Below are 23729 nucleotides of genomic sequence, written 5' to 3' on the forward strand. Positions count from 1 at the left end.
CCATATTCCCAATAAGTTGTGCGTACTATCACTACCTTTCTATAAATATTATTATGGCTTGAAACCATCACCAGAATATCGGCATTATCGTGCTTGCTGACGAGTTAATAGCCTCTTGCAAATTTCATTTCCATTTTTTATCTTTGCCAATGATTTCACGATTTAGCATCTTCCTCATTTACTTAATTCGCAAGATACCTATTTCTCGAAATAATGCTACTGGGGCCCAACTCCATTTGATAACCGGCCTTCCAAAAAGGAGTTTGTTATTATCACACAACTAATAACAACTTCGACAATGAGAGACAATATCATGATCACCTTTGCCAATCAGAAGGGCGGTGTCGGTAAGACTACGCTCTGCACTATGTTTGCCGATTACCTGGCGGCAAAGGGAGAAAGCGTACTCGTTGTGGATTTTGACCGACAGCAGACCATTTACTCCAAACGAAAGGAGGATGTAGAGAAATATAGAGGGGTACGTTTGCCTTATACCGTACAGCCTTTCGACATCAAAGACACCAATAACGTCAGGGAGTTTCTTACCAGTCTGCGCGAGGGTTACAAAGGCATCGTGCTGATGGACACACCCGGCAACCTGTCGCAACAGGGACTGGTACCTATCTTTGCCCTCAGTCATTACATCGTATGCCCCTATCAGTTCGAGGCAACTTCCATCAATTCCACCGCTACTTTCATCGGCTTCATCGCCAAGCTCCAACGTATGCTGCCCATCATGAAGTGCCAGTTCGTCTTCGTGGTTAATAAATGGGACAAACGGTATGGCAAGAAAGCGGAACTGGAGCTATGGGATAAAACGGAGGAAAAGCTACGCCACTTCGGTCTGGTTACGCCACGCATAGAAGTCAAGGCGGACATGCAACGATACAACACCATCGAACTGATGGGACCACAAAAGGACATCGTATCACCTACCTTCGACTTTATGTATCAACAGATATTCAAACCTAAAGAGCAGACAAAATGAAAGTAGACATTTCCCATTCGCAGACGCTGCCTACCAACGACCTGCTCAACCTGCCCGATATAGACGGGGTGTTTAATGAGGTGAAAGGACCATCTGTTCCACAACCCTCGCAAACTGCACCCAAAACAGTGCAGCCCAACATCCACAAGTCTGATGACAGTTGGCAGCTCTTCCAGCAGTATGCACAACAATACGGCTACCGAGTCAAGAAGTACGACCGCAAAAACTACGAGATAGACAACGAGGTGGTGGAGCTGCTGAAGCTCTGCAATATCAACAACATGTCGGTTACCGACATCATCAATGCCGCCCTCCGTGCCTTTATCGGCACCAACAGTGGCTACCTCAAAGAGTTTCTACGCAGTAACGATTATATTGTCAATAACCTTCAAAATCATGTATAGGCAAAATATTATCTGGACCGTATCAATGGTGGATTTCCTTATCAACCACCACAAGGAGATGAACAATACCGCTTTAGCTGGACATTTGGGTATTTCTCTGAGCTGCCTACGGCGGAAGTTGCATGAGTTGGGCTTGCGTAAACGTCCTGTCACCAAGGCGATGGCGGCGGCTGACACGGTCAGGCGGTTATATAACAATTACTCTCATAGTGAGATAGCACAGCTTACGGGTATATCTACTAGGTCGGTTTCACGAATCGTTAAGAAGTACCACCTTGAAAGAACGGCAGACGAAACCCGACAGATACGATCGCGCAGCAGGAAGAGCATCATCAAACGGGAGAAGGCCCGCGTGTTGTTCGGACTACCACAAAAAACAAACATCAAGGTGGTGGGCAACAAGAAACGTGTAGTCTTGAAGAGCATCCTGAAATCGTATGGCTATCTGGCCATTCCTGGCCATAACACCTTATATTATAATGAACAGCTGAAGCGCAGACCGATCCGTGAGAGCAATGGGCAGAAGCTGGGATTGCAGTTTCAGCCAATGAGTGTCTATCTTGCCATGCCGGTTCAATGCCCATCGTTCACTTAATGCCAATTGCGTATGAGTTTTCAAATATTCCTTGGTTTTATTGTGGCTTGCTACCTCTGCTATTACTTGGGTACGGTGGCCTACGACCTGCTGGCAGGCAGAAAGCGTGCTGCCAGCGAAGACGATAAGGTACAGGAGGAAGCCATTGACATCTCCGATGAAGTAAGGGAATTTACGCCTATCCTTATCACACGCCCCATCATCAAGAAACAGAAGACAGCTGCCCTGAAACGAAAACAGACAGCAGAGCTCTTGATGACCGGCGGTATTGAAGTAAACAACCTGCTGGTCAAGGTGGAAGACCTGTCGAAAGACGGTGAGAACAGCGAACTGGGCAGCTTGCTTGCCAATTGGAAGGAGTTTGATCCAGAAAGAGGAGACCTTTCTCCATAAAACATACCAACTTTTTATCTTTAATATTTCAGACCTAGCACTTTAACTTGTTTGACTTTCGGCTTTAACATGGAATTGAATTTCAAATTTAATCCATTCGATTATGTCGCAATTGAGAAAACAAGCAGTAAAATGCGTGGGACGTGCTTGGAGTTTCGCGAAGTGTCAGTCTTTGAAATTAGCAGTAAGCGTGGGAATGTTCGCCATGAGTACTGGAACAATGCTGGCCAACAGCAAGGGTGCTGGCGGATTTTCCAAAGCTACCACGGAGATCTCTTCGTACCAGACCCCTGTTTCCAACCTGATGAAGGCCATCGCAGCCGTCATCGTGTTAGTAGGAGCGTTCAATGTGTATTTCAAGATGCAGAACGGCGACCAGGACGTGAAAAAGACTATCATGCTCACCATCGGTGGCTGTGTGGCTTTCATCGCCATGTCGGAAGCTCTTCCGCTCTTCTTCAAGTAATCAATCGGTGGGAGCCGGACCTGCAACCATGCGTCTGGCTCCTACCAAATTTCAAAGTTTATGGAAGATTTCTTTCCTATATACAAAGGCATACAGAAACCGTTGGAGTTCATGGGCATCAGAGGGCGTTTCCTAACCTTTGCCGCCATTGCCATCGGTGTATCCTTTCTCGGTTTCATCCTTTTTTCCATCATCCTGGGCAAGCTGGCTGGCTTTATTGCCATGATTGTTCTTGCCCTTGTCGGACTGGCCACCATCTACATACGGCAGCGCAATGGGCTTCACGCCAAGCATCGGAATAAGGGTATTTACATCTATCATGGGATTTTCTAACACTAACGGTTATGACACAGCAAAGAAAACCTTTCGATAAACTTTTCTCCCAGTTGCAGGACATCAGGGATAGGGACGGGAAACTGCTCAATACGGTGCTCTGGTCCCAGAAGGGGAATCCGTCCGTACTCTTCGAAATTGAGAATCCCGTGCAGCAATATTGTACCGATGCTGACCTATATTGCCTCTTCCAAGACGTACTGGCCAACATTATAAAGACACTCGGTGAGGGGTATGCCCTACAAAAACAGGACATCTTCTGCAAGCAGGAGTATCACCATGAGCCGGAGGGAGAACAGGAGTTCCTGACCGAAAGCTACTTCAACTACTTCGAGGGACGGGAATATACCGACATACGCACCTTCCTCATCGTTACGCAGGAGTGTGCGCACAATGCTTTCGTGAAATACGACGCCAAAAGATGGGAGGACTTCCACGTCAAAGTAGCCAAGGTAGCTGACATTCTGCAAGAGAAAGGTATCGCCCACCGCAAGCTGAGCAAGTCGGAGATAGACGAGTATCTTCACCGCTTTATGGCATTCCAGTTCAAGCAGGGTCCATTCTCCATGACCAATTTCAAGTGTTCTGACGAGAACCTGAAGATAGGCGACCGGACGGTAAAGTCTTTTCCCTTGGTGGATATAGATGAAATCAATATGCCCAACTTCGTGAGGCCGTTCCTTTCGGTCAACATCAACGGTACCTACATTGCCACTGACCTCTTCTCTTTTCTGACGGAGATACCTTATACTGACTGCGTCATCTACAATCAGGTTATACAAATACCTGCCCAGCGCAGGCTTATGCGCAAGCTGCAAAGCAAGGCGAAGCGCCACGGATCCATGCCCGATCCATCCAACCGCATCGCCAAAGAAGATATAGAACGGCTGATGGACACGCTGGCTGTGGATAGCAAGCTGATGGTTTATACCAATTTCAATATCCTCGTCAGTTGTCCGCACGACAAGTTAACACCGGTTACATCGTACATCGAGACAAAGCTCTACGACTGTGCCATCATGCCCTCTCGATCGGCATATAACCAGCTGGAGCTCTTCACGTGCAGCTTTCCTGGCAATGGCTATGCCTTCAATCCTGATTACGACCTTTTTCTTACGCTGTCGGACGCGGCGCTCTGCCTATGCTTTAAGGAGCATCTGAAACATTCTGAGGAGACGCCGCTCAAAACCTACTATACAGACAGGCAGGGACTTCCTGTGGCGATAGACATTACCGGCAAGGAGGGAGTACACAAGTACACTGACAATGCTAATTTCTTCTGTATCGGACCCAGTGGCAGCGGCAAGAGCTTCCACATGAATAGTGTGGTGCGCCAGCTTCTGGAGCAGAATACGGATGTGGTGATGGTAGATACTGGAGATAGCTACGAGGGTATATGCAGCTATTTCGGTGGCACCTATATCACGTACTCCAAAGAGCATCCCATCTCCATGAATCCGTTTAAGATTACCAAGACGGAATACCGACAGAACTTCGGGGAGAAGAAGAACTTTCTCAAATCGCTTATCTTCCTCATCTTCAAGGGAAGCGAGATGCCTTCAAAGATTGAAGATGCTATCATCAATCAGGTCATCGTGGAGTATTATGACGCTTTCTTCCACCCCTTCCGTGGTTTTTCCGCAGAAGAAAAAGATAGGTTGCGACACCGACTCTTGCTGGAGGATAAAAAGAACGGTGAGTATGAGAAGTATGGTGAGAAGGTGGAGCATAGCTACTATCAAGATTTTGAGGGATATCAGGGAAACACTTCTGCAAGTGTCAATGCAGAAAGCAGAGATGCCATCTTTTCTGAAGCCGAGGTTGCGCATCACATCAAGGCAAAACGCCAGGTGAAAAAGCTGCATGCTCTGGTCAATGACCAAGCTGCGACGGAGGGTGAGAAGGTGGCTGCCAACCGTCAACTCATGCGCCTCATGGCTGAGGTTATCGAAGGCAGCTACCTCATGCGCATCGAACAGAAAATCGAGAAGATGGAGCAGCGCAGACGGAAGATGACGGTCAGGAAGCTGTCCTTCAACACTTTCTATGAATATGCGCTGGAACGTATTCCACAACTGATGACCGAAAAGAAGATAGCCTTCGACATTGACAACTTTGCTGCTATTCTCGAACAGTTCTACCGTGGTGGCGAGCTGGAGTGCACGCTGAACAACGATCTGGAACAGTCACTCTTCGATGAACGGTTTATTGTCTTCGAGATTGACAAGATCAAAGATGACCCTGTGCTGTTCCCTATCGTGGTGCTCATCATCATGGATGTGTTTCTCCAGAAGATGCGTATCAAGAAAGGCCGAAAAGCTCTCATCATCGAAGAGGCATGGAAAGCTATCGCCTCGCCTACGATGGCAGAATATATCAAGTATCTCTACAAGACGGTGCGTAAGTTCCACGGCATCGCCGGAGTTGTGACACAGGAACTGAACGACGTGATTGATTCTCCCATTGTCAAGGAGGCTATCATCAACAACAGCGACGTGAAAATTCTGCTTGACCAGGCCAAATTCAAGGATCGGTACGATGACATTGCGGCTATCCTCGGACTGACAGCGGTTCAACGACAGCAGATCTTCACCATCAACAGTCTTAACAACCACGAGGGCCGGAATTACTTCAAGGAGGTATGGATATGCCGTGGACAGGTATCGGATGTGTATGGTGTGGAAGAACCGCCTGAATGTTACTGGGCCTACACCACGGAACGGGCGGAAAAGGAAGCCCTCAAGATTTACACGAAGCATTATGGTGGTAACATCCAACGTGCCATCACAGAGATAGAGAAAGACCGCAGAAAGGCAGGGATAAGCAAATATCTCGATTTCGCGCGGCATGTCAACGAACATCAAAACATTATGAGCTTATGGAAAAGTTAAGGTTAATTTTCGTTCTGGCGATGCTCCTTGCCTCGCTGAACATTCGGGCTGGCTGGCGAGTGGTGATAGATAAGAAAACCACGGCCGCCGTTATGTCCAATGCTGCTTCGCAGAAACTCATAGAGGACAGGCACAACGGGCGTCTGGATTCCATCAATACCAAGCAAGAGAAGCTGATGAAATATACCGCTACGATGGCAAGCATCAAGGAACTTTACCAACTCTCCATGCAGAACATCACTGGTTTTGGGGAAGAAAGCAGATACTACGGTGAAATCGTCTCGCTCACAGCCAGTATCTTCAAGGATGTGCCCATCGTGCTGAAACAGCTCGGCAAGTCACCGGGCAAGAACTATGTGGTATGCCTCAATGAGATGACCAATCTCGTGTCCGAGACGCAAGGACTGGTACACGACTTTGTGGATATTGTAAACAACGGCAAGGTACGCAATCCTTTGGGCACGGCCAAAGATGATGGCAAGGACGACGGATATAACCTGCTCAACCGCTATGAGCGGCTGACGATGGCCAACAAGATCTACAGTCGTCTGCTTGAAATCCACTATAAGCTGGAGGTTATGGTGATGATGTGCCAGTTCGGTAACAACTGGGGGGATGTGCTCATGGCCATTGACGTGGAGTCGTGGGCTGCCTATATCACGGCTCAAAACTCCGTTGACGGGTTGATTGACAACTGGAACGGCTTGGATGTCTAAAGAAGTTCGGCTTATGAAAAAGGCATGGAATATAAAAAGATATGGGCTGTTGTTATGGTGCTTCATGGTAGCAGTTCCCATCTTTGCCGATGTTATACCGACGCCGAGGGATCCGCTAACCATTGAAGCCCTTATTAGTCTGCATAAACTCATCAAGGGTGAAGAGGACAAGGCCTTGGCAAAGGTGGCAACGAGTTTTGGTGAACAGAGTATCATCACAAAGGGTGCTACCAAGTTCAATGATGTCAGAACGACCTTGGACAGCAAATTGAATAATGGCTATTCCTACATCATCTTAGCCAGCGCATTGGGTTCGACAGTCAACAGCATGTATCGCTTGATACAGGAGTACTCCCAGTTTACACGCTCCACTTTTCAATATGCCTCCAAGAAGCCGATGGTGGCATGGTACTATACAGAAGCGAATATGGCTTGTGCAAGAGAAATCAAAAACATCAAAGCCCTTTATGCATCGCTTGCCGCCAGCGGTGTCAACGTAATGAAGGCCTCGATGGACGAGAAACTTCACCTTATCATGGAGTTGAAGACTTCCATAGAAAACATGAGAGGTATCATCGATGGTGCTAACGTCTGGTGTAGCATCATTACCGTCGACGGGGTCAGATACGATTATATTTGGGACATCCTCAACAGTGAGGTGACGGACAAAATAGCAGAAGGAGTAATTAACAAATGGAACAGTATATGAGAAAATTTCTATTCATCACGGCTGGGTTACTTTATCTTTCCCTGTCCGCATTTGCACAGCATCCGACCTACGATGACCAGAAGGAAAAGCAGTGGAAGTCAATGGAGAACGGACCATGGGACTTTGCTCCTGCATGGTATTATTACTTATTACACAAGAAATATAGCGGCGGAGAGGCTTACTGGCAATGGAGATTTCTCAAATCTGGCTGGAGAGTTAGGTTTAAGGAAAGTAAGTCCAGCGTGAAACGCATCATGCCCACTCGTATCACCGCCGAAGAGACGCAACGACAGAAGATGAAGGAAACCGAGCAGGAACGTGCGAAGATAGAAGAACTCTACAAGGAGGAAGTGGCGCGTGCCGCTGACAGGAATGTCGATCTGGTTTATTCCTCCTTCAAAGCCGACTTCGAACGCATGCAGAAATCTATTTCCGACGGACTGCTCTTCTGTATGCAGAGGAGCAGCGGCAAACTGAAATTTCAGGTCGATGAGCTGACCCGGCAGAACGAGATGATTTGCCAGGATATAGCCTATATCCATCGGACGGGTGTGGGATATGAACTTGAAAACGCCAAACGGCAGAAAGCCTACCAACAATATAAGAAACAGATGGAGGAAATTGTCAGTCGCGTGGCACATCTTGTAGGCATGGCGCAAAACTATTACAAACGATAAAATTATGGTTACAGATATTTTGATGAATATTGCAAGTCAGCTACTCACCATGGGACTGCCCTCTATTGACCAAAGCCTTGAGAAGCTGCTGGTGGCGATGGATACCTTCCCGAAGTCGGCTGTGCTGGGCAACACCGTGGGCTACGCCCGTGTCATAGGCTTGTGTCTCGCCCTTTGTGTGGGGTCCTACGAGTGCTGGATGATGATGCTTGGACGTAGGGCGATGGACGTAATGAAACTTCTCCGCATCGTGGGACTGTCCATCTGCATCACTTACAGTTCTTGGATCTGTCAGGAACTGGCCCGACCGGGTAAAGCGTTGGAGGCGACCACCAAACAGATGGCGAGCAGCAAGAACAAGGAAGTGGCTGCGCTGGAACTCAAAGTAGCACAGAAGCAGTCGGACTATCTCAAACGACTCCGACAGGTGCAGGACAGTATTGAGACAGCGAAGCAGGTACAGACCATCGGGGAGGATGCCCATTGGTGGGATAAGCTCATCTACAACATGGAAAATCTGGGCACGACCATCAACAACTATGCGCAGCGAGCCACCGTAGCCGCTGAGACAAAAGTGTCGGAATGGATAAACGACGTGATACGTTTCATCGGTGAACTGATATTCCAGATGTCGTATTATGGCATCTTGGTAGCCCAGCGTATTTTCATGGCTATACTGGCCACATTTGCCCCCATCATGTTCGCCCTCTCGATAGTACCGCCATGGAGCAGTGCATGGTCGCAATGGATCAGCAAATATCTGTCCTTGTCGCTATGGGGATTTGTCACCTATATGTGCCTGTACTATATCGACTTCATCCTAATGTATAACCTCGGCGAGGACCTCAATGCCTATGGCAGGCTTCTGCAGGGGCAGGTGAACTCTTGGGGACAGATAGGCGCTTTGGGCATTCAGGGCATCGGCTCCAACTGCATGTATGCTATGGGTATGCTGGTGGGTGCCTATATCATCCGTTTCGTCCCTGAAGTGGCATCATGGCTAATTCCAGGAGGTGTGAGCTCAAGTGCCGGCAGTGCTGCCGGAGGTGTCGTAGCAGGAGCCGTAGGCGGAGCTGTGGGCAGTGCCGCTTCTACTGGAGTGGGTATCGCTTCAGTGGCTACACCAATGGCGGGTGCGGCAGTCTCTGGTGCGGCGCATCTTGGTGCAGCTGGTATGGCAGGAGCAGTGAGCGGCGCAAGTGGCTATTCCGATGGCGGAGTGGCTACTATGGCTGGAGTCATGGGAGGCGCTGCCTCAGGTGTGGCGAAAGAGGCCAAACACATGTTCACAGAAAGCTCTGCTGGCAAGGCGGCATCGAAGATGGGCAGCTCCATGAGAGATTCTTACAACAGAGGAAAATAAACTAAAAACGACAGGATATGTTAATACAAAGTTTGGAACAGAAAACAAGGCTCGCACTGACAACTGTACTGCTGACCATCATCGGCAGTACGGTGGTCTGTGCCTGCTGCATCTTCTACTGTGCCAAGTTGGTAACGGAAGAGCGTAATCAGATTTATGTCCTCGATGGCGACATTCCTTTCCTCGCTGAAAGGAGTAAACAGGAGGCGAATTTTGTCATGGAGGCAAAAGCACACATCCAGCTCTTCCATCAGTATTTCTTCAATCTGCCACCCGATGACGACTATATCAAATGGACACTGTCCAAAGCCATGTATATGGCGGACGGTACGGCTCTAAAACAGAAACAGGCGATGGAGGAAAATGGTTTTTACTCAGACATCGTCTCTTCTTCGGCCGTGTGCATGATCATCTGTGACTCCATCAAACTGGACGAACACACTCGAAAGTTCAAATACTACGGTACGCAGATTATTAAACGTCGTTCACGCGACATGAAACGCTCTCTTATTACGGTGGGCGGCATTGAGAATGTACCCCGGACAAGGAACAATCCGCACGGTCTGCTGATTACCAACTGGAGAACATTGGAGAACAAGGATTTAGACTACTAAGGGTATGAAGAAGAAAATGAAACGTGCGAAAGAGGCCAAGGCCAGATGGGAACAGGAAACCAAGGGGAAGCTGGAGTCCTTTGTAAGGAAGCTCTCTTTGCAATGGAAGATACGGGAACGGATAGATGCTGCCAACGCATGGGCTGTGAAACACCCGAAGCGTACGGCGGCCATGACCATCGGTGCACTGGTCTGTTCGCTCTGCTTGGGGATAGTCGTGTCACTCTATACTCCGCAACCCAGCAAGGATATTGTGGGGGAGATAGAGAATGTGCAGCCTATGTTCGCCGGGCTGCAGAGCATACAGAACGGCAAGAACGTACAGGTTCGAGAGGTCGGACAACTGGCTCTGCGAGGACAGCAGCTGAAATGGGAACTGGATTCCTTGGTGCGTATTCCTATCAAGACGCATCAGGATTCCACGCTTATCATCTATAAATATAGGCAGCTCGAAATGATAGTGACAAACTTAAAACATTAATGATATGAAAGAACTGATTAAGAAATTCTTGCTTAAAGCCGGACTGAGAAAGGAGGATGATCCGTTGAGCGCTATACGGACGGAGGCTAATGCAGAAGCGCAGGGCGAAAACAAGGAAGAGTCCGACGAAAGGGAAAAGACAAGTCCGAAAGAACCTCCAGTGGTGAAGCCCTTATCACAGGGCAAGAGTTGGTGGCGCATCGATTTCAAGCAGCCCAAGTATATCTTTCCATTGGCCATCCTCCTGCCCATCTTGTTCTTAGGCTATGAGCTGATTGGTGTGTTCGGAGGGCAGGGCGATGCCCAGAAGGGTGTTGCCACCGACAGTATCAACGCTTCGCTGCCCACAGCAGCCAATGATGAAATGGGGGACAAGATGGCGGAGATGAACAAACGCTATAACGAGGAAGATGCGGCATCGGCAGTGAACGGCATCGGTGAGGACCAGCCACAACAGGACTCGCTCAGCAACAGTTATCAAGAGCATGAGCTGGACAATATAGACCGGCAGAATGCTATCAATGCGCAGCGGCAGAAGGAGATGGAAGCCTTGCAACAACGACTGGCACAGTCTCGGAAGCACATCAATGCCTATGAGGGTGGCAGCTACGGGGGCGCATCCGAATATGGTTCGGCCAGCAGCTATGGGCGTAGTTCCCGACAGGCTGAAATGGATGACTATGCAAAGGAGGTGGAGGCGATTCAGAAGAGGAGTCTTGTAAGACAGAAGGCATTGGAGAAGAGCATGGGTATTGGTAACGAGGATGAAAGTGCCAAAGTGTCAAAAGTGCCACAGCCATTCAATGCACCTAATCGCAAACCGGAAGAGAAACCTGTCATCGTCAAGAAAGTGATGGAGGGTAATGCTGATAAGTTCAATACCGTCAGTGCCGAGCCTACGACGGACGTGCCGTTGATCCGTGCCATGATAGACAAGACGACCAAGGCACATGAGGGTACGCGACTCCGCTTCAAGCTCCTCGATGATGTGACGCTCAAAGGGACAAAACTGAAGAAGGGTACCTATCTCTATGGTACGGTGACGGGATTCGGTCAGCAGCGTGTGATGGCTTCCATCACCAGCATCCTGGTCAGAGATAAGTTCATCAAGGTGGGACTCTCGGTCTATGACAATGACGGTATGGAGGGCTTTTATGTCCCAGAGTCTGCCTTCCGTGACCTGATGAAGGATGCCAAGGCGAATGCCCTGCAGAGCAACATCAACTTTGACGGTGGGTATGGCGGTGGACTGAGTTCTGAGGCAGTGGCTCTGCAGGCTCTTCAGAACATGTACCAGTCGGCAACATCAGCCGTGTCTGCCAATATCAGAAAGAACAAGGCTCGTATCAAGTATAACACCATCGTTTATCTGGTCAATACCAGTGCAGAGTAGCGTTCAACAATTCATCAAACATTAGAAAATATGAAGCAGTTTTTAGTTATCTTGGTTGCCCTCATAGGATTGTGTGGCAGCCTTCAGGCACAGAAAATGTATAAGAACATTGAGGCAGACTCGGTTTCGGTGAGATATATCCGCAACGCAAGGCTCACGGACAGCTACATCTTTGACGAGAACAGACGCAAGGATGTGGTGTTTGTCAACGAAGAGGTGACAACGCATCTGCTGATGCCAGAGAATATCAAGCTCGTGGACATTTCGACGAACAAGATTATAGGTAACCAGTGTACGGACAATATCGTGCGTATTAAACCCTCCAGGAGAATGTACGACAATGAGTTGGTAGGTACAGTTACCGTTATCGGTGAGCGGCATATCGTACAACTCAACGTGGTTTATACTGCCGGACCAGCGAAAGCCAACTCCATCTACCGCATCAAGAACGGGGATATGGGCAGATATGAGAATCCCGACGTGACGATGCCACGTAAAGAAATGGCAGCCTACGCCTGGGCTATCTTTGCCAGTAAACCGCAAAAGCATATCCGTTCCCATGAGTATGGCATCAGGGCAAGAGTGAACAACATTTTCAGCATCGGTGATTATTTCTTCATCGATTATTCACTCTACAATGCCACCAAAATCAAGTATGACATCAGTGAGGTACGCATCAAACTCACGGACAAGAAGGAGCTGAAGGCCACCAATTCGCAGACAATTGAGCTGACTCCAGTCTATTCCCTGAACAGTGCCAAGAGCTTCAAGAAGGCATATCGTAACGTGCTGGTACTCGACAAGCTGACCTTTCCTGAAGAGAAAGTGCTGAAGCTGGAGATTTCGGAGGAACAGATTTCTGGTCGTGTCGTCACACTCAACATTGACTATAAGGATATTCTTCATGCCGACGGCATTGGTGAACAGATAATGGCGTTCCTCCCGGTTCTTAATTCTCAAAAGTAGCATCATGGCAGTAGAAGAGACAAGGGAACAACAACAGATGTACAACACGTTCAGGAGTTGCATCTACCTTTTCTTGATTGTAGAGCTAATCATGAATCTCCCCATCACGGCGGACAACCGTGTGACGGGATTTATCCTGGAACTCATCACACGCTTCAAGGTTTTCAACAATGTAGCATCGTGTAAGCTCATCGAACTGATATGTATTGGTGTGACCTGCATCGGTACACGTCCACAGAAGGCGTTGAAGTTCAACGTCAAGACAATGGTGCTTTACCCTATCGGCATCGGCATTACGTTCATCGCGCTCTGCATGATGCTTCATAAAGGCGTCTGGGGCGGAGTTTCATTTGGCTTCCCTACCAATCGCGTGCTCTACGCCATGACTTCCATTATCGGTACGATGCTTCTGCATCAGGGGTTAGATGGTATCTCTCGCTACTACAATTACAAATTGGGTGAAGACCGTTTCAACTTTGAGAATGAGTCGTTCCAGCAGTCGGAGGACCTGAATGAGAATCCTTATTCTGTCAATATCCCGATGATCTACTATTTCAAGGGACGCATGCACAAGGGATGGATTAACATCATCAATCCGTTCCGTGGAACCATTGTACTGGGTACGCCCGGTTCTGGTAAGTCGTTTGGCATCATCGACCCATTTATCCGTCAGCATGCGGCCAAAGGCTTTGCCATGATGGTGTATGACTATAAGTTTCCGACATTGGGAAAGACGCTGTTCTATCAGTACTGCAAAAACAAAAGACTTGGCAGGTTGCCGGAAAACTGTGGTTTCCACATCGTGAACTTTACCGATGTGGAGTATTCCAACCGTATCAACCCTATACAACGGAAGTATATTCCTGACTTGGCAGCAGCGGCTGAGACAGCTGCAACGTTGCTTGAATCGCTTAACAAGGGGGGCGACAAGAAAGGCGGCTCGGAGGCGTTTTTTCAGAACTCGGCCATCAATTTCCTTTCGGCTATCATCTATTTCTTCGTCAACTTCCATCCAACGGGGTTCAAGGACGGCAAGAAACTCACTCGTTACATCAAATACAAGGGGAAGAAACTAAGGCTGATGACAAAGAACTGGCATGACTACCGAGCTGTCGATAAGAACGGTAACATGATTCTTGACTTTGTGGATGAGCTGAGCCACGATGTGTCGGTGGATGAGGATGGCATGTTCGTGGATCTGAATGACTTCACTTATATCAGCCGTAACGGACAGAAAGTGCATATCACTTCGTCCTGGTATGAGGATGAGCAGGGGCAGGTAGTGGAGCCTGATACCATTACAGGAGAATATTCGGATATGCCACATGTACTATCCTTCTTAGGTAAGCAGTACAGTGACGTATTTGACATCCTGATGCAGGATCAGAAAATACTCTCGCTCATGGCTCCGTTCCAGTCGGCTTATACCAACAAAGCGATGGACCAACTCGAAGGTATGGTGGGTACGCTCCGTGTCAATGCAGCTCGCTTGGTTTCACCGGAAGCCTACTGGATATTTACGGGGGATGACTTCGACCTGAAGATTTCAGACCCTGTCAGTCCTTCCTATCTCGTGATTGCCAACGACCCGGAGAAAGAGCAGATTGTGGGCGCACTGAATGCGTTGGTGCTCAACCGTCTCGTGACCCGTGTGAACAGCAGAGGAAATATCCCTGTTTCCATTATCGTGGATGAACTGCCAACCTTGTACTTTCATAAGATTGATCGACTGATTGGTACGGCGCGAAGCAACAAGGTAGCAGTGACGCTTGGTTTTCAAGAGTTGCCACAGCTGGAGGCGGACTATGGCAAGAATGGGATGCAGAAAATTATTACCACCTGTGGTAACATTTTTATGGGTGCCGCCCGCAACAAGGAAACGCTGGAATGGGCGCAGAATGATGTGTTCGGTAAGGCGAAGCAGACGTCCAGGTCTATTACCATCAATGACCAGAAGGTTTCCACGTCTATCTCGGAGCGGTTGGACTTTCTAGTCCCTGCTGCAAAGATAGCGGACATGGCGACTGGTTGGCTCGCTGGTCAGTCAGCTCGTGACTTTACTCCGACGGAAGGTAGCATGATGCAGGGCTTCGACATTGAGAAGTCGGAGGAGTTCAAGACCTCGAAGTATTTCTGTAAGACCCACTTTGATATGGAACAAATCAAACAGGAGGAAAGTCTGTATGCTGACCTGCCAAAGATTTATCAGTTTGCCTCTAACCGTGAGAAGGAAATCATGCTGGGTCGTAACTTCAAGCGTGTCAATGACGAGGTGGATGCGATGATTGCAGAGTTATTGGGCAAAGAAAAGAAAACAAAGTGACATGATCCTCGTTCAAGGTAAAGGGTTTTCAGGGAGCGCATTGAAGGTAATTGCATTGGTGTCCATGACATTAGACCACATAGCCTACTATCTAATGGACAAAAGCATTGCCTACGATGCCATGCGAACGGTGGGTAGGATGGCTTTTCCCATCTTCGCATTTCTGCTGGTGGAGGGGTATGTGCATACCCGTTCCGTAAGGAAATATGCGCTGAGTCTTTTCATTTTTGCTCTTGTGTCGGAAATTCCGTGGTGGCTACTGAATCATGACAATACACATAATGTGTTCTTCACCCTGCTATTGGGTTTATGGGCTTTAATGGCTGTCGAGAGATTGAAGCTAACCCCATCTGCCCAGTGCTTTGCAGTGGGAATGTTGGCGGTTATTTCCACTTGTCTACATGCGGATTATGAGTGGCATGGAGTGTTCCTCATCGTATTCTTCTACCTGTTCCGTAACCGATGGGCATTGATGGCAATGTTTACCATCCCTGTTATGGAAGAATATGGGATGTTGGGGTATATAGTGGATCTGACTTTGTTGGCTGCTTATAATGGAGAACGAGGATTTATCACAGGGCAATACGCAAAGTATGGTGTCTACATATTTTACTCTGGGCACATGTGTGTCATTTGGCTTCTGTGGCTTTATTTACAGATTTAATAGAAATAAAAGCCATATCCTCAAAACCCAATAAGATAATTTAAAAAAAGATGTGTGACATTTTCTATTTATGGTGAAGTGTAACTTCAATCGGAATCTTATAACTTTATACCTACGTATTTAATAGCCTTCCATACATTACTATAGGAAGGACCTTGTTCACCATAAGAGATTGCCCGTTCTAAAGCGTCTTTTAATTTTCCATTATTGCATAAATCTTCAACCCATTTAGGGTTTCTTAAAAAATCATTCGTTTTTTCAAAGCGTTCAACATATTTGACTAATTCATCAACAACAGCCTTTGAAGTACCGAAAAATCTATTTGTTTTTAAATAATGTAATAGGAACCAGTATTCTATTGAAGGTTGGCTATCACATAATATAACCCGTTTGCTTTTCTCATATTTTTTCTTAAGTGCTATTAATCTTGCTTTTTCGGCATCATTCCATGTGGAAACATCTGCATCAAAGATAACAACAGCAATTCCTTCATTTGAAAGGACTTGAATGATGCGCTTTTCTAAAGTAGTAATATTTTCATTACCAAAAAACCTTGGACGAATTTTAATTTTTAAATTGAAATGGAATTGTAGATGTGAGAAATACCACCTTTCTGTCAATCCTGCACCTATTATGACAGCACGTCCATGCCTTTGCCGCCTTATTGCCTCTTTTCGTGCCATAATTTTAATTCTGAATGTTAGGTAATGCACCAAACACACCATTTCTGTATGACCTTTGAAAAGAACTAATTTTATTTAGCCCCTTAAACTCTACTAACGAATACAAACGTGAGTTTCCATCTTCTTCCTTTTCTGTGAACCAAACGGAATCTTTTCTCAGAAGATCATCAACTGTATTTAGTAGAGGATCATAGTGTGATGTAACTAACATTTGACTATGACTTTGGACTTTAAGAAATTGTTCAATTATAAATTCCACCAAATCTGGATGCAAAGAGGACTCTATCTCATCTATGGACAGGAAGTTGTTTCCTTTGATACATTCGTAAATAGCAGCTTCTATACCAAAAGTACGTCGTGTACCCTCGCTTTGTAAAGAGTTAGGCAAAGTGTATTTCTCTATCCCACGCAGATTTTTTACCGTATGTTCAAATTCGGTTTTAAATCTGTCAAAAACAGCATCAGCAAGCAGTTTTTCCTTTGTGAATTTGGGTATTTGCTTATCCTCAATTATTGCGTTGCGCATAAATCCAGGCATTGGGACGGATTCTTTTTCTGTGGTTATGTCAGTAATATTGAAATCTGCTCTATGGATAAAATTCAATAGATATTTCTTTAACTCATTATCATTTAGCATTTTCCCTCCAGCATATTCAAACATTTGAGTTTTAGGTTCTATCATAGGCAAGATGCCGGACTTCATCCAATTAATAGCCGAATCAATGTATGGTAAGGTACAATTAACTTGATTTCGTGCAGCAAAAAAAGACATATTAGACAAACATCTTAGCGTAAGTTCTTCTACAACGGCTTGACTCACTTTTATAACAGATGCATTAAACCTAATTATCGACTGTCCATTTTGCAAGTCTCGGCTGAATAGCATAGTTGGTTGAACAGTTTTATAAAAGAAGAGCTTTTCAGATATGACTTTTTTCTCGTCTAACAAAAGAGTATACCAATATTTTATGCCGTCAACAAAAAACTTCAATTCAAAAGAAGAGGGTTCTATTGGCGTTTCTGTATCTAAAAGGAAGGGAACTGCATCGGTTGACTGGTCTAAGTCTTCTTTTCTTTCAAACCAGAATTCATGTAAAAAGTCTAGTGCCGATAAAAGATTCGATTTCCCACTTGCATTTGCACCATAAATCAATGCTAAACGAAGCAATCTAACTCCTGGGACCACTTCTACAACTTGGCAGTCCTCAAAAGTATTATCTTTTGTCGCTTCAAAGCTCAATATGACTTCATCTCGAAAAGACAAAAAGTTTCTAATTTTTAATTCCTGTACCATGTACTATGATTTTTATGGGTACAAAGGTACAAATAAATTTGGAATAAAAAATAAAAGAAGCACATATAACGGTTTCATAATTAAATTTGGCTTAAAATACGACAAAATGTCATATAAAAACAACTATTATGGTATAAATAATTCCAGATTGTGTCAAACGTAGCAATTAGATATGACATAGACGTATCGTAATTAGATAGAACGTTTGGATACTGTGATTTTAGTTTTAAAGTTAGACTATATTAGACTAAAACTACATGTAAAATAGAAAATAACAGTGATTTTATTTCATCTGGCATACTCTTTGTCCTGTAATCAACGGCATAATAAAATACCCCTGAAAAGGACAGGGAATAAAAATTCATGGGAGAAAAACAAAAATTTAAAATTTTAAGTATTGACGGAGGAGGTATCAGGGGAATTATTCCTGCAAAAATTCTCTATCATCTCGAAGAAGAAGCAATTTATAGATATGGGACGGATGCCCGATTGTGCGATTTCTTTGACTTAGTATGTGGCACAAGTACTGGTGGTATTATAGCTATTGGTATAGCTCTTGGTATGACCGCCAAAGATATTCTTAAACTCTACCAAGAAAACGCCAAAAGAATCTTTCCCCATAAGAGTTTGTGGCAAGCCTTTATCAAAAACGAGCCATTCTATAGGAAGGAAGCTTTAGAGAAACTACTTGCTGAGAACTTCAATTCATTTGACTATCGGACAAATGACGCTCGCATCTACCACTGTAAGACGCGTCTTTGTATCCCCACCTATGACCTTGACAAAGGTGAGCAACATGTGTTTAAGACTGATCATCTTCCCAACTATCTAAGGGATTGTCACATTCCTGTTGTAAATGCTGCTCTTGCAACGGCAGCGGCACCAGTATATTTCTCGCCACATAGTTTCAATTTTAAAGACTTGAATTCTGTCAACCGAAATGATTATATCAACAATGTTGATGGTGGAGTATTAGCAAATAATCCTACATTGCTTGGACTTACGGAAGCCGTATACTGCATTGGCATTCCATTGGAAAATATCGAAATACTGTCACTTGGAACTGGCACTTTCAATCTTAAAGACCGTACAATCGACAAAAGGAAAGGCGTACGTTATTGGTTGTGCCCGAACAGGCAAAAAAGCATACGTATTTACGAAGTCATGTCATCTGGACAGTCAGTCTATATTGATAACACTATGAAATTAATGTGTCATGGCGCAGGATACGACCAAAAAGGACGTTTTATCTATCGTAGAATACAAGAGAAATTGGAAGAAAATATACCGATGGATGCAACAGATAAGAATTCACTCGACCGACTAGCCAATATTGGTCAGAACTTATTCAAGAAGAATGTCGACCTCATAAAACCTTTTATTCAGGATAAAATAGAACCATATAATCATAACATAATTAAATAAATACGTATGGCAAACTTAGATTCAAATTTTCAAGAGTTTTTCAGTGAACTCCAGATCACTGACACAAAGCGCCAAAAGATGATTGCCTCACACAACAATCTTCGTCAGAAGATAAAGAATCATTTTAAAGCGAATCATCCAGAGTATAAGCCTTCGTTTTACATTCAAGGCTCCTACAAGATGGGAACTACAATCCGTACAAAGGAAGACGAGTGCGACTTAGACGATGGTTGTTACTTTATCCCTAAACCAAATGTGACAGCCAACACTTTACAGGGGTGGGTGAAGGAGGCTGTGGAAGGAATCACGGATGCTTCTCCTTTGCATAAGAATAAATGTATCCGTGTTCAATATACAGCAGGATACCACATTGACCTACCTGTATATCGAAAGGACACCAACAGCGATGAGGAACATCCTGAGTTGGCCGTTCGTCACAAAGGCTACGAGTTGAGCGACCCTCGGGAGGTTGTGGTTTGGTTTCAAGGGAAAAAGAGTGGCAATGATGTACTAGTACATCTCGTATCCTACCTTAAGTCATGGACTGATACGGTTAGAGGGTTTATGCCTCCCGGTCTTGCTATGACAATTCTGGCAAGCAATAACCAGAAAAAGCATGAAGGGCGTGACGACATCGCTCTTCGCGATACTTTAAAAGCAATAAAATCAGCTCTCAATACCAGTTTCATTTGCATTGTCCCAGCCACGCCCTTTGATAATCTCTTTGAAAATTACGATGCAGACCGTAAGCAAAAGTTCCTAAACGAACTTGATAAATTTATCGAAGACGCAGATAAGGCTATCGAAGAAAAGAATAAACTTAAAGCCAGTAAACTGTGGCGAAAACACCTTGGGGAAAGATTTCCTTTGGCAGAAGATGAGGTCGATGAAACTATGAATCGCCTTGAAAGCCTCCGAGTTATTGGACAACAGATAACGGCAGGAATTGCTACTACAGCAAAAAGTGGTACCATCCACGCTTTCGAAGGGGTCAAAAACATAGCACACTCAAATTATGGTCAAGAAGAAGATATATGAACGCCCAATACATAGGGAGCAATCCAATTATTATCTTCTTGTCCATGAGAAGACTATGTTAGAGAATAGCTACGACTTCATCGATTGTAATATAAAAGCAGAGAAAGGAAATCAACTACTTGTGGTATTTGGCCATTATAATCAAACAGGAGTTAATTATTCCTATAAAATAGTATATGATGGGTATAACCCTCCTAAAGTTTGGATACTATCACCCAATTTAGTAACAGATCCTCCACATATTTATGAGGACAAGAGCCTCTGTCTTTATTACCCGAAGGAACAACCATGGAAATATGGCAGGAGCAGCCTTTACAGCCACATTATTCCATGGACCCATGAATGGATTCTTTTTTACGAGATATGGAAGATTACTGGTGTATGGGAACATCCTGAAATTAATCATGGATTGTCTTCAAAAGTATGATATGTTGGTTGATTATGTACAAGGCGAGATTGAGCCAACCTAAAATGGAACAAGCTAAAGATGGTGACAGATTCATCTATAATTGCTTAACTAAATAATGCATGACAAGAGATGTTACTTTAACGGAGTTAGTAAAGCAGACGCAGATGCTTGGAGCGACGGGTGTTCAAGTAAGTACGCCATAAGCGGTAGTGTAATTTCAACTGTGTCAAGGCTCTAATCCTTTATATTTCACCTCGTCTGGATGACACGATTTTTAATCGTGTTGGCCAGATGAGGAGCCTTTCTTCCGAGGAAACATACATAATCTCAAAACGTTCTCCAAATTTTATTGCCAATTGTTGTGATATCTGGGCCCAGTTGGCAAGTGGCATGGTCCACTTTTCACGTATGTTTCGGTATGCCAGATACACAAGTTTTTCGAGAGAAGTATCGGAGGGAAACCCCCTTTGTTTTTTGTTACCTTACGTACTTGTCTATGGTATCCTTCAACGGTGTTAGTGGTGTATATCAACCATAACCTAAACTTGCAATATCTATTTTACTTATAATGCTTATAATGGTTTGACAATTCCAAGATGTTGCAAATGGTAATCAGTCTTTCCGTACCGACTGTTTCCGAACAAGACTCTATGCGGTATTGATTATTTACTCGCACCGACTCTCGACCAGCCTTATCTCCAATCAACGTTTCGTAGTGAAGTGCAGCGAAGCGATACTGGTCTTCTGTGCTGTCAAACGATTCCATGAGGTTCAGGACTTTGATGTACTTCCGTACAATCTGAGGCTGGAAGCAATATTTCTATACTTGGCCCTGCCTTCATAGAACAATTCCCGTAAATAGTCTTGCTCAAAGGTTATTTCCATCCTTGCATATTCTTTTTTGCAGAGATAATAATCCTTTTTGAATATTCGCAGTTTTTGCGAAGAAAAGTATTCGATTTTCTGTATTTCTACAGACTGGTGACAATTCTCCCTATCTTACTTGTATATTCCTTATCTTCCGCATACCCGATTCTGTTCAGGAAATCGTAGTAGTTGCCGCCCTTATATTTGTACTGCACATAGTCTTTATAGGCTTTGACGCTCTCTTCCCATGAGCTGAATGTGTAGTAGTTGCCGTTGCTGGGACGACGTAGTCCAAAGAGGTTATTGTTTTCAAGACAGACTCTGGAAGTGAAGTAACCTGTTTCAAGCAGGGCTTGTGCCACTACGATTTGGGGGAACTTCACATCATACTGACGGAGAACGGCCATCAAGTTTTCGATGTTCAGCGCTCGGTCTGGCTTTGTGCCGAAGCGGAGATATGCCATTTTATCTTGTAATTCAGTGATGTAGCCATTGAGATAATCGACGAAGTGGTTAGGGTCCACACTTCTGCCTTCCTTTCGTAGTCTGATGTGTAGATGTGGTCCTGTAGTTTTACCTGTATTCCCTGATATTGCCACGATGGTTCCTGCCTTCACCGCATCGCCCTCATGGACGGTTATCATGCTAAGGTGTCCGTACAGACATTCAAAGATGCCATGCTCCAACACGATATAGTTGCCGTAGCCTTTGTTGCCATAGTGTACTTTCTTGATAATACCTGGCAGCATAGCATAGACATGGGCGTGGTTGCATTGCAGGTCGATGCCGTTATGAAAGACAGTGCAGTTGCTCACGGGGTCTTTTCTATAACCATAGGCAGAAGTGAGTTTCAGGAAGTCAAGGGGTAAGCAAACATTCATACGCTGACTGATCAAGCCAAAAAGCAGGGAGTCCTTCACGTTGACAAACAGTGGTACATCCTTTTCGATGCTCACTTCCATGCCGTTTCCTGTCTGGAACGAAATATCCATAGGACGAACCTTTATAGTGTCCTTTTGTTGTGTCGTAACTCTTTGTTTTACAGTCATTTTCTGCCTTGTAACTATCTGCGGTCTGAGGGTAAAGAACTGTGCTGCCATATCACCACTAAAAGACATGGCAGCAGTGACCGTCAGAAATAATCGGTATCGTTGTCTTATATTCATCTTCTTTTGATAATTTTGTTCAGTGCGGAGCCCTCTTTTGCGGGTTTTTCGTTTACAAATTTACCTTCAAACATTTAACGTATGGAAGAAGTGATAACTTTTCAAACCCAAGGAACTGTTTTAGACAAATTAAAGCAGTTGGGTATCAACGAGGAGAAACTGGCGTTGATGCCTGATGCTCTGAAAGTTCCGCTGCTTTGTGGAGAGGTGACGCCTGTTTTCATGGCCAACACGGAAACATCAAATGGCAAGGTGATACAGTTACCGATGAAAGCCCAATTCGTACTGGATGATAACGAACAAGTGTTACTGATGACTTACCCACTCCGTAGAGAGATTGCCAATGAATTAGGACTTAACCAAAATGAGCTCCAACGAGTGCTGTCTGGCGAGGTAATACGCAAGGAAGTGGACGTGGAGGGAGAAAGGAAAGTAAGATTTGTTCAGTTGGATAAGGAAACAAACTCGCTCATGCACCGTAATGTGGCCAGCATTCCTATCGAGACAGAACTACAAACACGAGATAAAGTGAAGGACATCGAGCTGGGTGCCAATCAAAAGGAGGCTTTGCAGGAAGGTAAACCTGTGGAACTGGCTCTTGGCGACACCAAGGTAACGGTGGGCGTTGACCTGCGTGAGCCACAAGGCTTCAAAATTGTCAACGGCGACATGAGGGAGTGGGAACGATTGCAACAGATGCGCTACGATGATGTTCACGAGGATTTTATGGGTTATGTGATGACCGACGAAAACCGCTGGGAATACCAGAAAGTGGTGGAACGTCAAGCCATGACCAACACCCCCTCAGAGTCTATCGAAAAGAAGCAGCATACAGGCTTGATTCGATAGCACAAGACGAATAACCATCCTC

General features: G+C 45.3%; 25 protein-coding genes and 1 pseudogene. 21 read left to right on the plus strand and 5 right to left on the minus strand.

Annotated elements, in window-relative coordinates; translation table 11 throughout:
• Window positions 1-298: 298 nt before the first annotated feature.
• The 17 genes from C7379_RS10045 (at window position 299) to C7379_RS10125 (ending at window position 15976) form a co-directional block, all read left to right on the plus strand.
• Window positions 299-988: a ParA family protein gene (locus tag C7379_RS10045; protein ID WP_036896707.1), complete on the plus strand. Its 690-nt coding sequence runs from the start codon at window positions 299-301 to the stop codon at window positions 986-988.
• Complete coding sequence (locus tag C7379_RS10050; RefSeq protein ID WP_116617198.1) at window positions 985-1392, plus strand: lipase; 408 nt, start codon at window positions 985-987, stop codon at window positions 1390-1392. The genes C7379_RS10045 and C7379_RS10050 overlap by 4 nt, the downstream gene beginning before the upstream one ends.
• Window positions 1385-1987, plus strand: coding sequence for a helix-turn-helix domain-containing protein (locus C7379_RS10055; RefSeq protein ID WP_116617199.1), 603 nt, complete (start codon window positions 1385-1387; stop codon window positions 1985-1987). The genes C7379_RS10050 and C7379_RS10055 overlap by 8 nt, the downstream gene beginning before the upstream one ends.
• 12 nt (window positions 1988-1999) lie before the next feature.
• On the plus strand, window positions 2000-2380 hold the full coding sequence (locus tag C7379_RS10060) for a hypothetical protein (RefSeq protein WP_116617200.1): 381 nt from the start codon (window positions 2000-2002) through the stop codon (window positions 2378-2380).
• A 103-nt stretch (window positions 2381-2483) separates the two neighbouring features.
• Window positions 2484-2846, plus strand: a complete 363-nt coding sequence (locus C7379_RS10065; RefSeq protein ID WP_004347460.1) for a DUF4134 domain-containing protein — start codon at window positions 2484-2486, stop codon at window positions 2844-2846.
• Between the two features lie 60 nt (window positions 2847-2906).
• Window positions 2907-3179, plus strand: coding sequence for a DUF4133 domain-containing protein (locus tag C7379_RS10070; protein WP_116617201.1), 273 nt, complete (start codon window positions 2907-2909; stop codon window positions 3177-3179).
• 11 nt (window positions 3180-3190) lie between these two features.
• Window positions 3191-6070: a TraG family conjugative transposon ATPase gene (locus tag C7379_RS10075; protein WP_116617202.1), complete on the plus strand. Its 2880-nt coding sequence runs from the start codon at window positions 3191-3193 to the stop codon at window positions 6068-6070.
• Window positions 6058-6786, plus strand: a complete 729-nt coding sequence (locus C7379_RS10080; RefSeq protein ID WP_116617203.1) for a hypothetical protein — start codon at window positions 6058-6060, stop codon at window positions 6784-6786. The genes C7379_RS10075 and C7379_RS10080 overlap by 13 nt, the downstream gene beginning before the upstream one ends.
• Window positions 6787-6799: 13 nt before the next feature.
• Window positions 6800-7495, plus strand: a complete 696-nt coding sequence (locus tag C7379_RS10085; protein ID WP_116617227.1) for a hypothetical protein — start codon at window positions 6800-6802, stop codon at window positions 7493-7495.
• Window positions 7492-8172 carry a DUF5045 domain-containing protein gene (locus tag C7379_RS10090; protein WP_116617226.1) on the plus strand — a complete coding sequence of 227 codons (681 nt, stop codon included), beginning with the start codon at window positions 7492-7494 and terminating at the stop codon, window positions 8170-8172. The genes C7379_RS10085 and C7379_RS10090 overlap by 4 nt, the downstream gene beginning before the upstream one ends.
• Before the next feature lie 4 nt (window positions 8173-8176).
• Window positions 8177-9535, plus strand: coding sequence for a TraJ family protein (locus C7379_RS10095; RefSeq protein WP_116617204.1), 1359 nt, complete (start codon window positions 8177-8179; stop codon window positions 9533-9535).
• A gap of 17 nt (window positions 9536-9552) precedes the next feature.
• Window positions 9553-10149, plus strand: a complete 597-nt coding sequence (gene traK, locus C7379_RS10100; protein WP_007175131.1) for a conjugative transposon protein TraK — start codon at window positions 9553-9555, stop codon at window positions 10147-10149.
• Between the two features lie 4 nt (window positions 10150-10153).
• The gene (locus C7379_RS10105; protein WP_116617205.1) at window positions 10154-10630 is read left to right on the plus strand and encodes a hypothetical protein; all 477 of its coding nucleotides are present in this window, start codon (window positions 10154-10156) and stop codon (window positions 10628-10630) included.
• A gap of 4 nt (window positions 10631-10634) precedes the next feature.
• Window positions 10635-12023: a conjugative transposon protein TraM gene (locus C7379_RS10110; protein ID WP_116617206.1), complete on the plus strand. Its 1389-nt coding sequence runs from the start codon at window positions 10635-10637 to the stop codon at window positions 12021-12023.
• A 30-nt stretch (window positions 12024-12053) separates the two neighbouring features.
• Window positions 12054-12989 carry a conjugative transposon protein TraN gene (traN, locus tag C7379_RS10115; RefSeq protein WP_116617207.1) on the plus strand — a complete coding sequence of 312 codons (936 nt, stop codon included), beginning with the start codon at window positions 12054-12056 and terminating at the stop codon, window positions 12987-12989.
• A 4-nt stretch (window positions 12990-12993) separates the two neighbouring features.
• Entirely contained in the window at window positions 12994-15312 is a 2319-nt protein-coding gene (locus C7379_RS10120; RefSeq protein WP_116617208.1) for a type IV secretory system conjugative DNA transfer family protein, read from the plus strand.
• Between the two features lies 1 nt (window position 15313).
• Window positions 15314-15976 (plus strand): TraX family protein, encoded by a 663-nt coding sequence (locus C7379_RS10125; RefSeq protein WP_116617209.1) that lies wholly within the window; start codon window positions 15314-15316, stop codon window positions 15974-15976.
• 98 nt (window positions 15977-16074) lie between these two features.
• Here C7379_RS10125 and C7379_RS10130 read toward each other — a convergent pair whose 3' ends face one another.
• Window positions 16075-16659 carry an RloB domain-containing protein gene (locus C7379_RS10130; protein ID WP_116617228.1) on the minus strand — a complete coding sequence of 195 codons (585 nt, stop codon included), beginning with the start codon at window positions 16657-16659 and terminating at the stop codon, window positions 16075-16077.
• Window positions 16660-16663: 4 nt separating this feature from the next.
• On the minus strand, window positions 16664-17953 hold the full coding sequence (locus C7379_RS10135; protein ID WP_116617210.1) for an AAA family ATPase: 1290 nt from the start codon (window positions 17951-17953) through the stop codon (window positions 16664-16666).
• A 363-nt stretch (window positions 17954-18316) separates the two neighbouring features.
• Between C7379_RS10135 and C7379_RS10140 the strand changes: the two genes are divergently transcribed.
• The 3 genes from C7379_RS10140 to C7379_RS10150 are packed head-to-tail and all read left to right on the plus strand — an operon-like array spanning window position 18317 to window position 20843.
• Window positions 18317-19378, plus strand: a complete 1062-nt coding sequence (locus C7379_RS10140; protein ID WP_116617211.1) for a CBASS cGAMP-activated phospholipase — start codon at window positions 18317-18319, stop codon at window positions 19376-19378.
• A 6-nt stretch (window positions 19379-19384) separates the two neighbouring features.
• A complete protein-coding gene (locus tag C7379_RS10145) occupies window positions 19385-20416 on the plus strand; it encodes a CBASS cGAMP synthase (protein ID WP_116617212.1) in 1032 nt (343 codons plus the stop codon).
• Window positions 20394-20843, plus strand: a complete 450-nt coding sequence (locus C7379_RS10150) for a type II CBASS E2 protein (protein ID WP_102696632.1) — start codon at window positions 20394-20396, stop codon at window positions 20841-20843. The genes C7379_RS10145 and C7379_RS10150 overlap by 23 nt, the downstream gene beginning before the upstream one ends.
• Window positions 20844-21145: 302 nt before the next feature.
• Here the strand turns inward: C7379_RS10150 and C7379_RS13215 are convergent.
• The 3 genes and pseudogenes from C7379_RS13215 to C7379_RS10165 all read right to left on the minus strand — a co-directional run.
• Window positions 21146-21357 (minus strand): annotated as a pseudogene (locus tag C7379_RS13215) (transposase); the annotation flags it as partial.
• 27 nt (window positions 21358-21384) lie between these two features.
• Window positions 21385-21591, minus strand: a complete 207-nt coding sequence (locus tag C7379_RS13145; RefSeq protein WP_308536034.1) for a hypothetical protein — start codon at window positions 21589-21591, stop codon at window positions 21385-21387.
• Between the two features lie 205 nt (window positions 21592-21796).
• Window positions 21797-22858, minus strand: coding sequence for a peptidoglycan DD-metalloendopeptidase family protein (locus C7379_RS10165; protein ID WP_116617213.1), 1062 nt, complete (start codon window positions 22856-22858; stop codon window positions 21797-21799).
• 81 nt (window positions 22859-22939) lie between these two features.
• On the opposite strand from C7379_RS10165, the gene C7379_RS10170 reads away from it, so the two are divergent.
• On the plus strand, window positions 22940-23707 hold the full coding sequence (locus C7379_RS10170; RefSeq protein WP_116617214.1) for a DUF4099 domain-containing protein: 768 nt from the start codon (window positions 22940-22942) through the stop codon (window positions 23705-23707).
• Window positions 23708-23729 lie beyond the last annotated feature (22 nt).

This window comes from Hallella colorans (assembly GCF_003096815.1).
GTDB classification, from domain to species: Bacteria; Bacteroidota; Bacteroidia; order Bacteroidales; family Bacteroidaceae; genus Prevotella; species Prevotella colorans.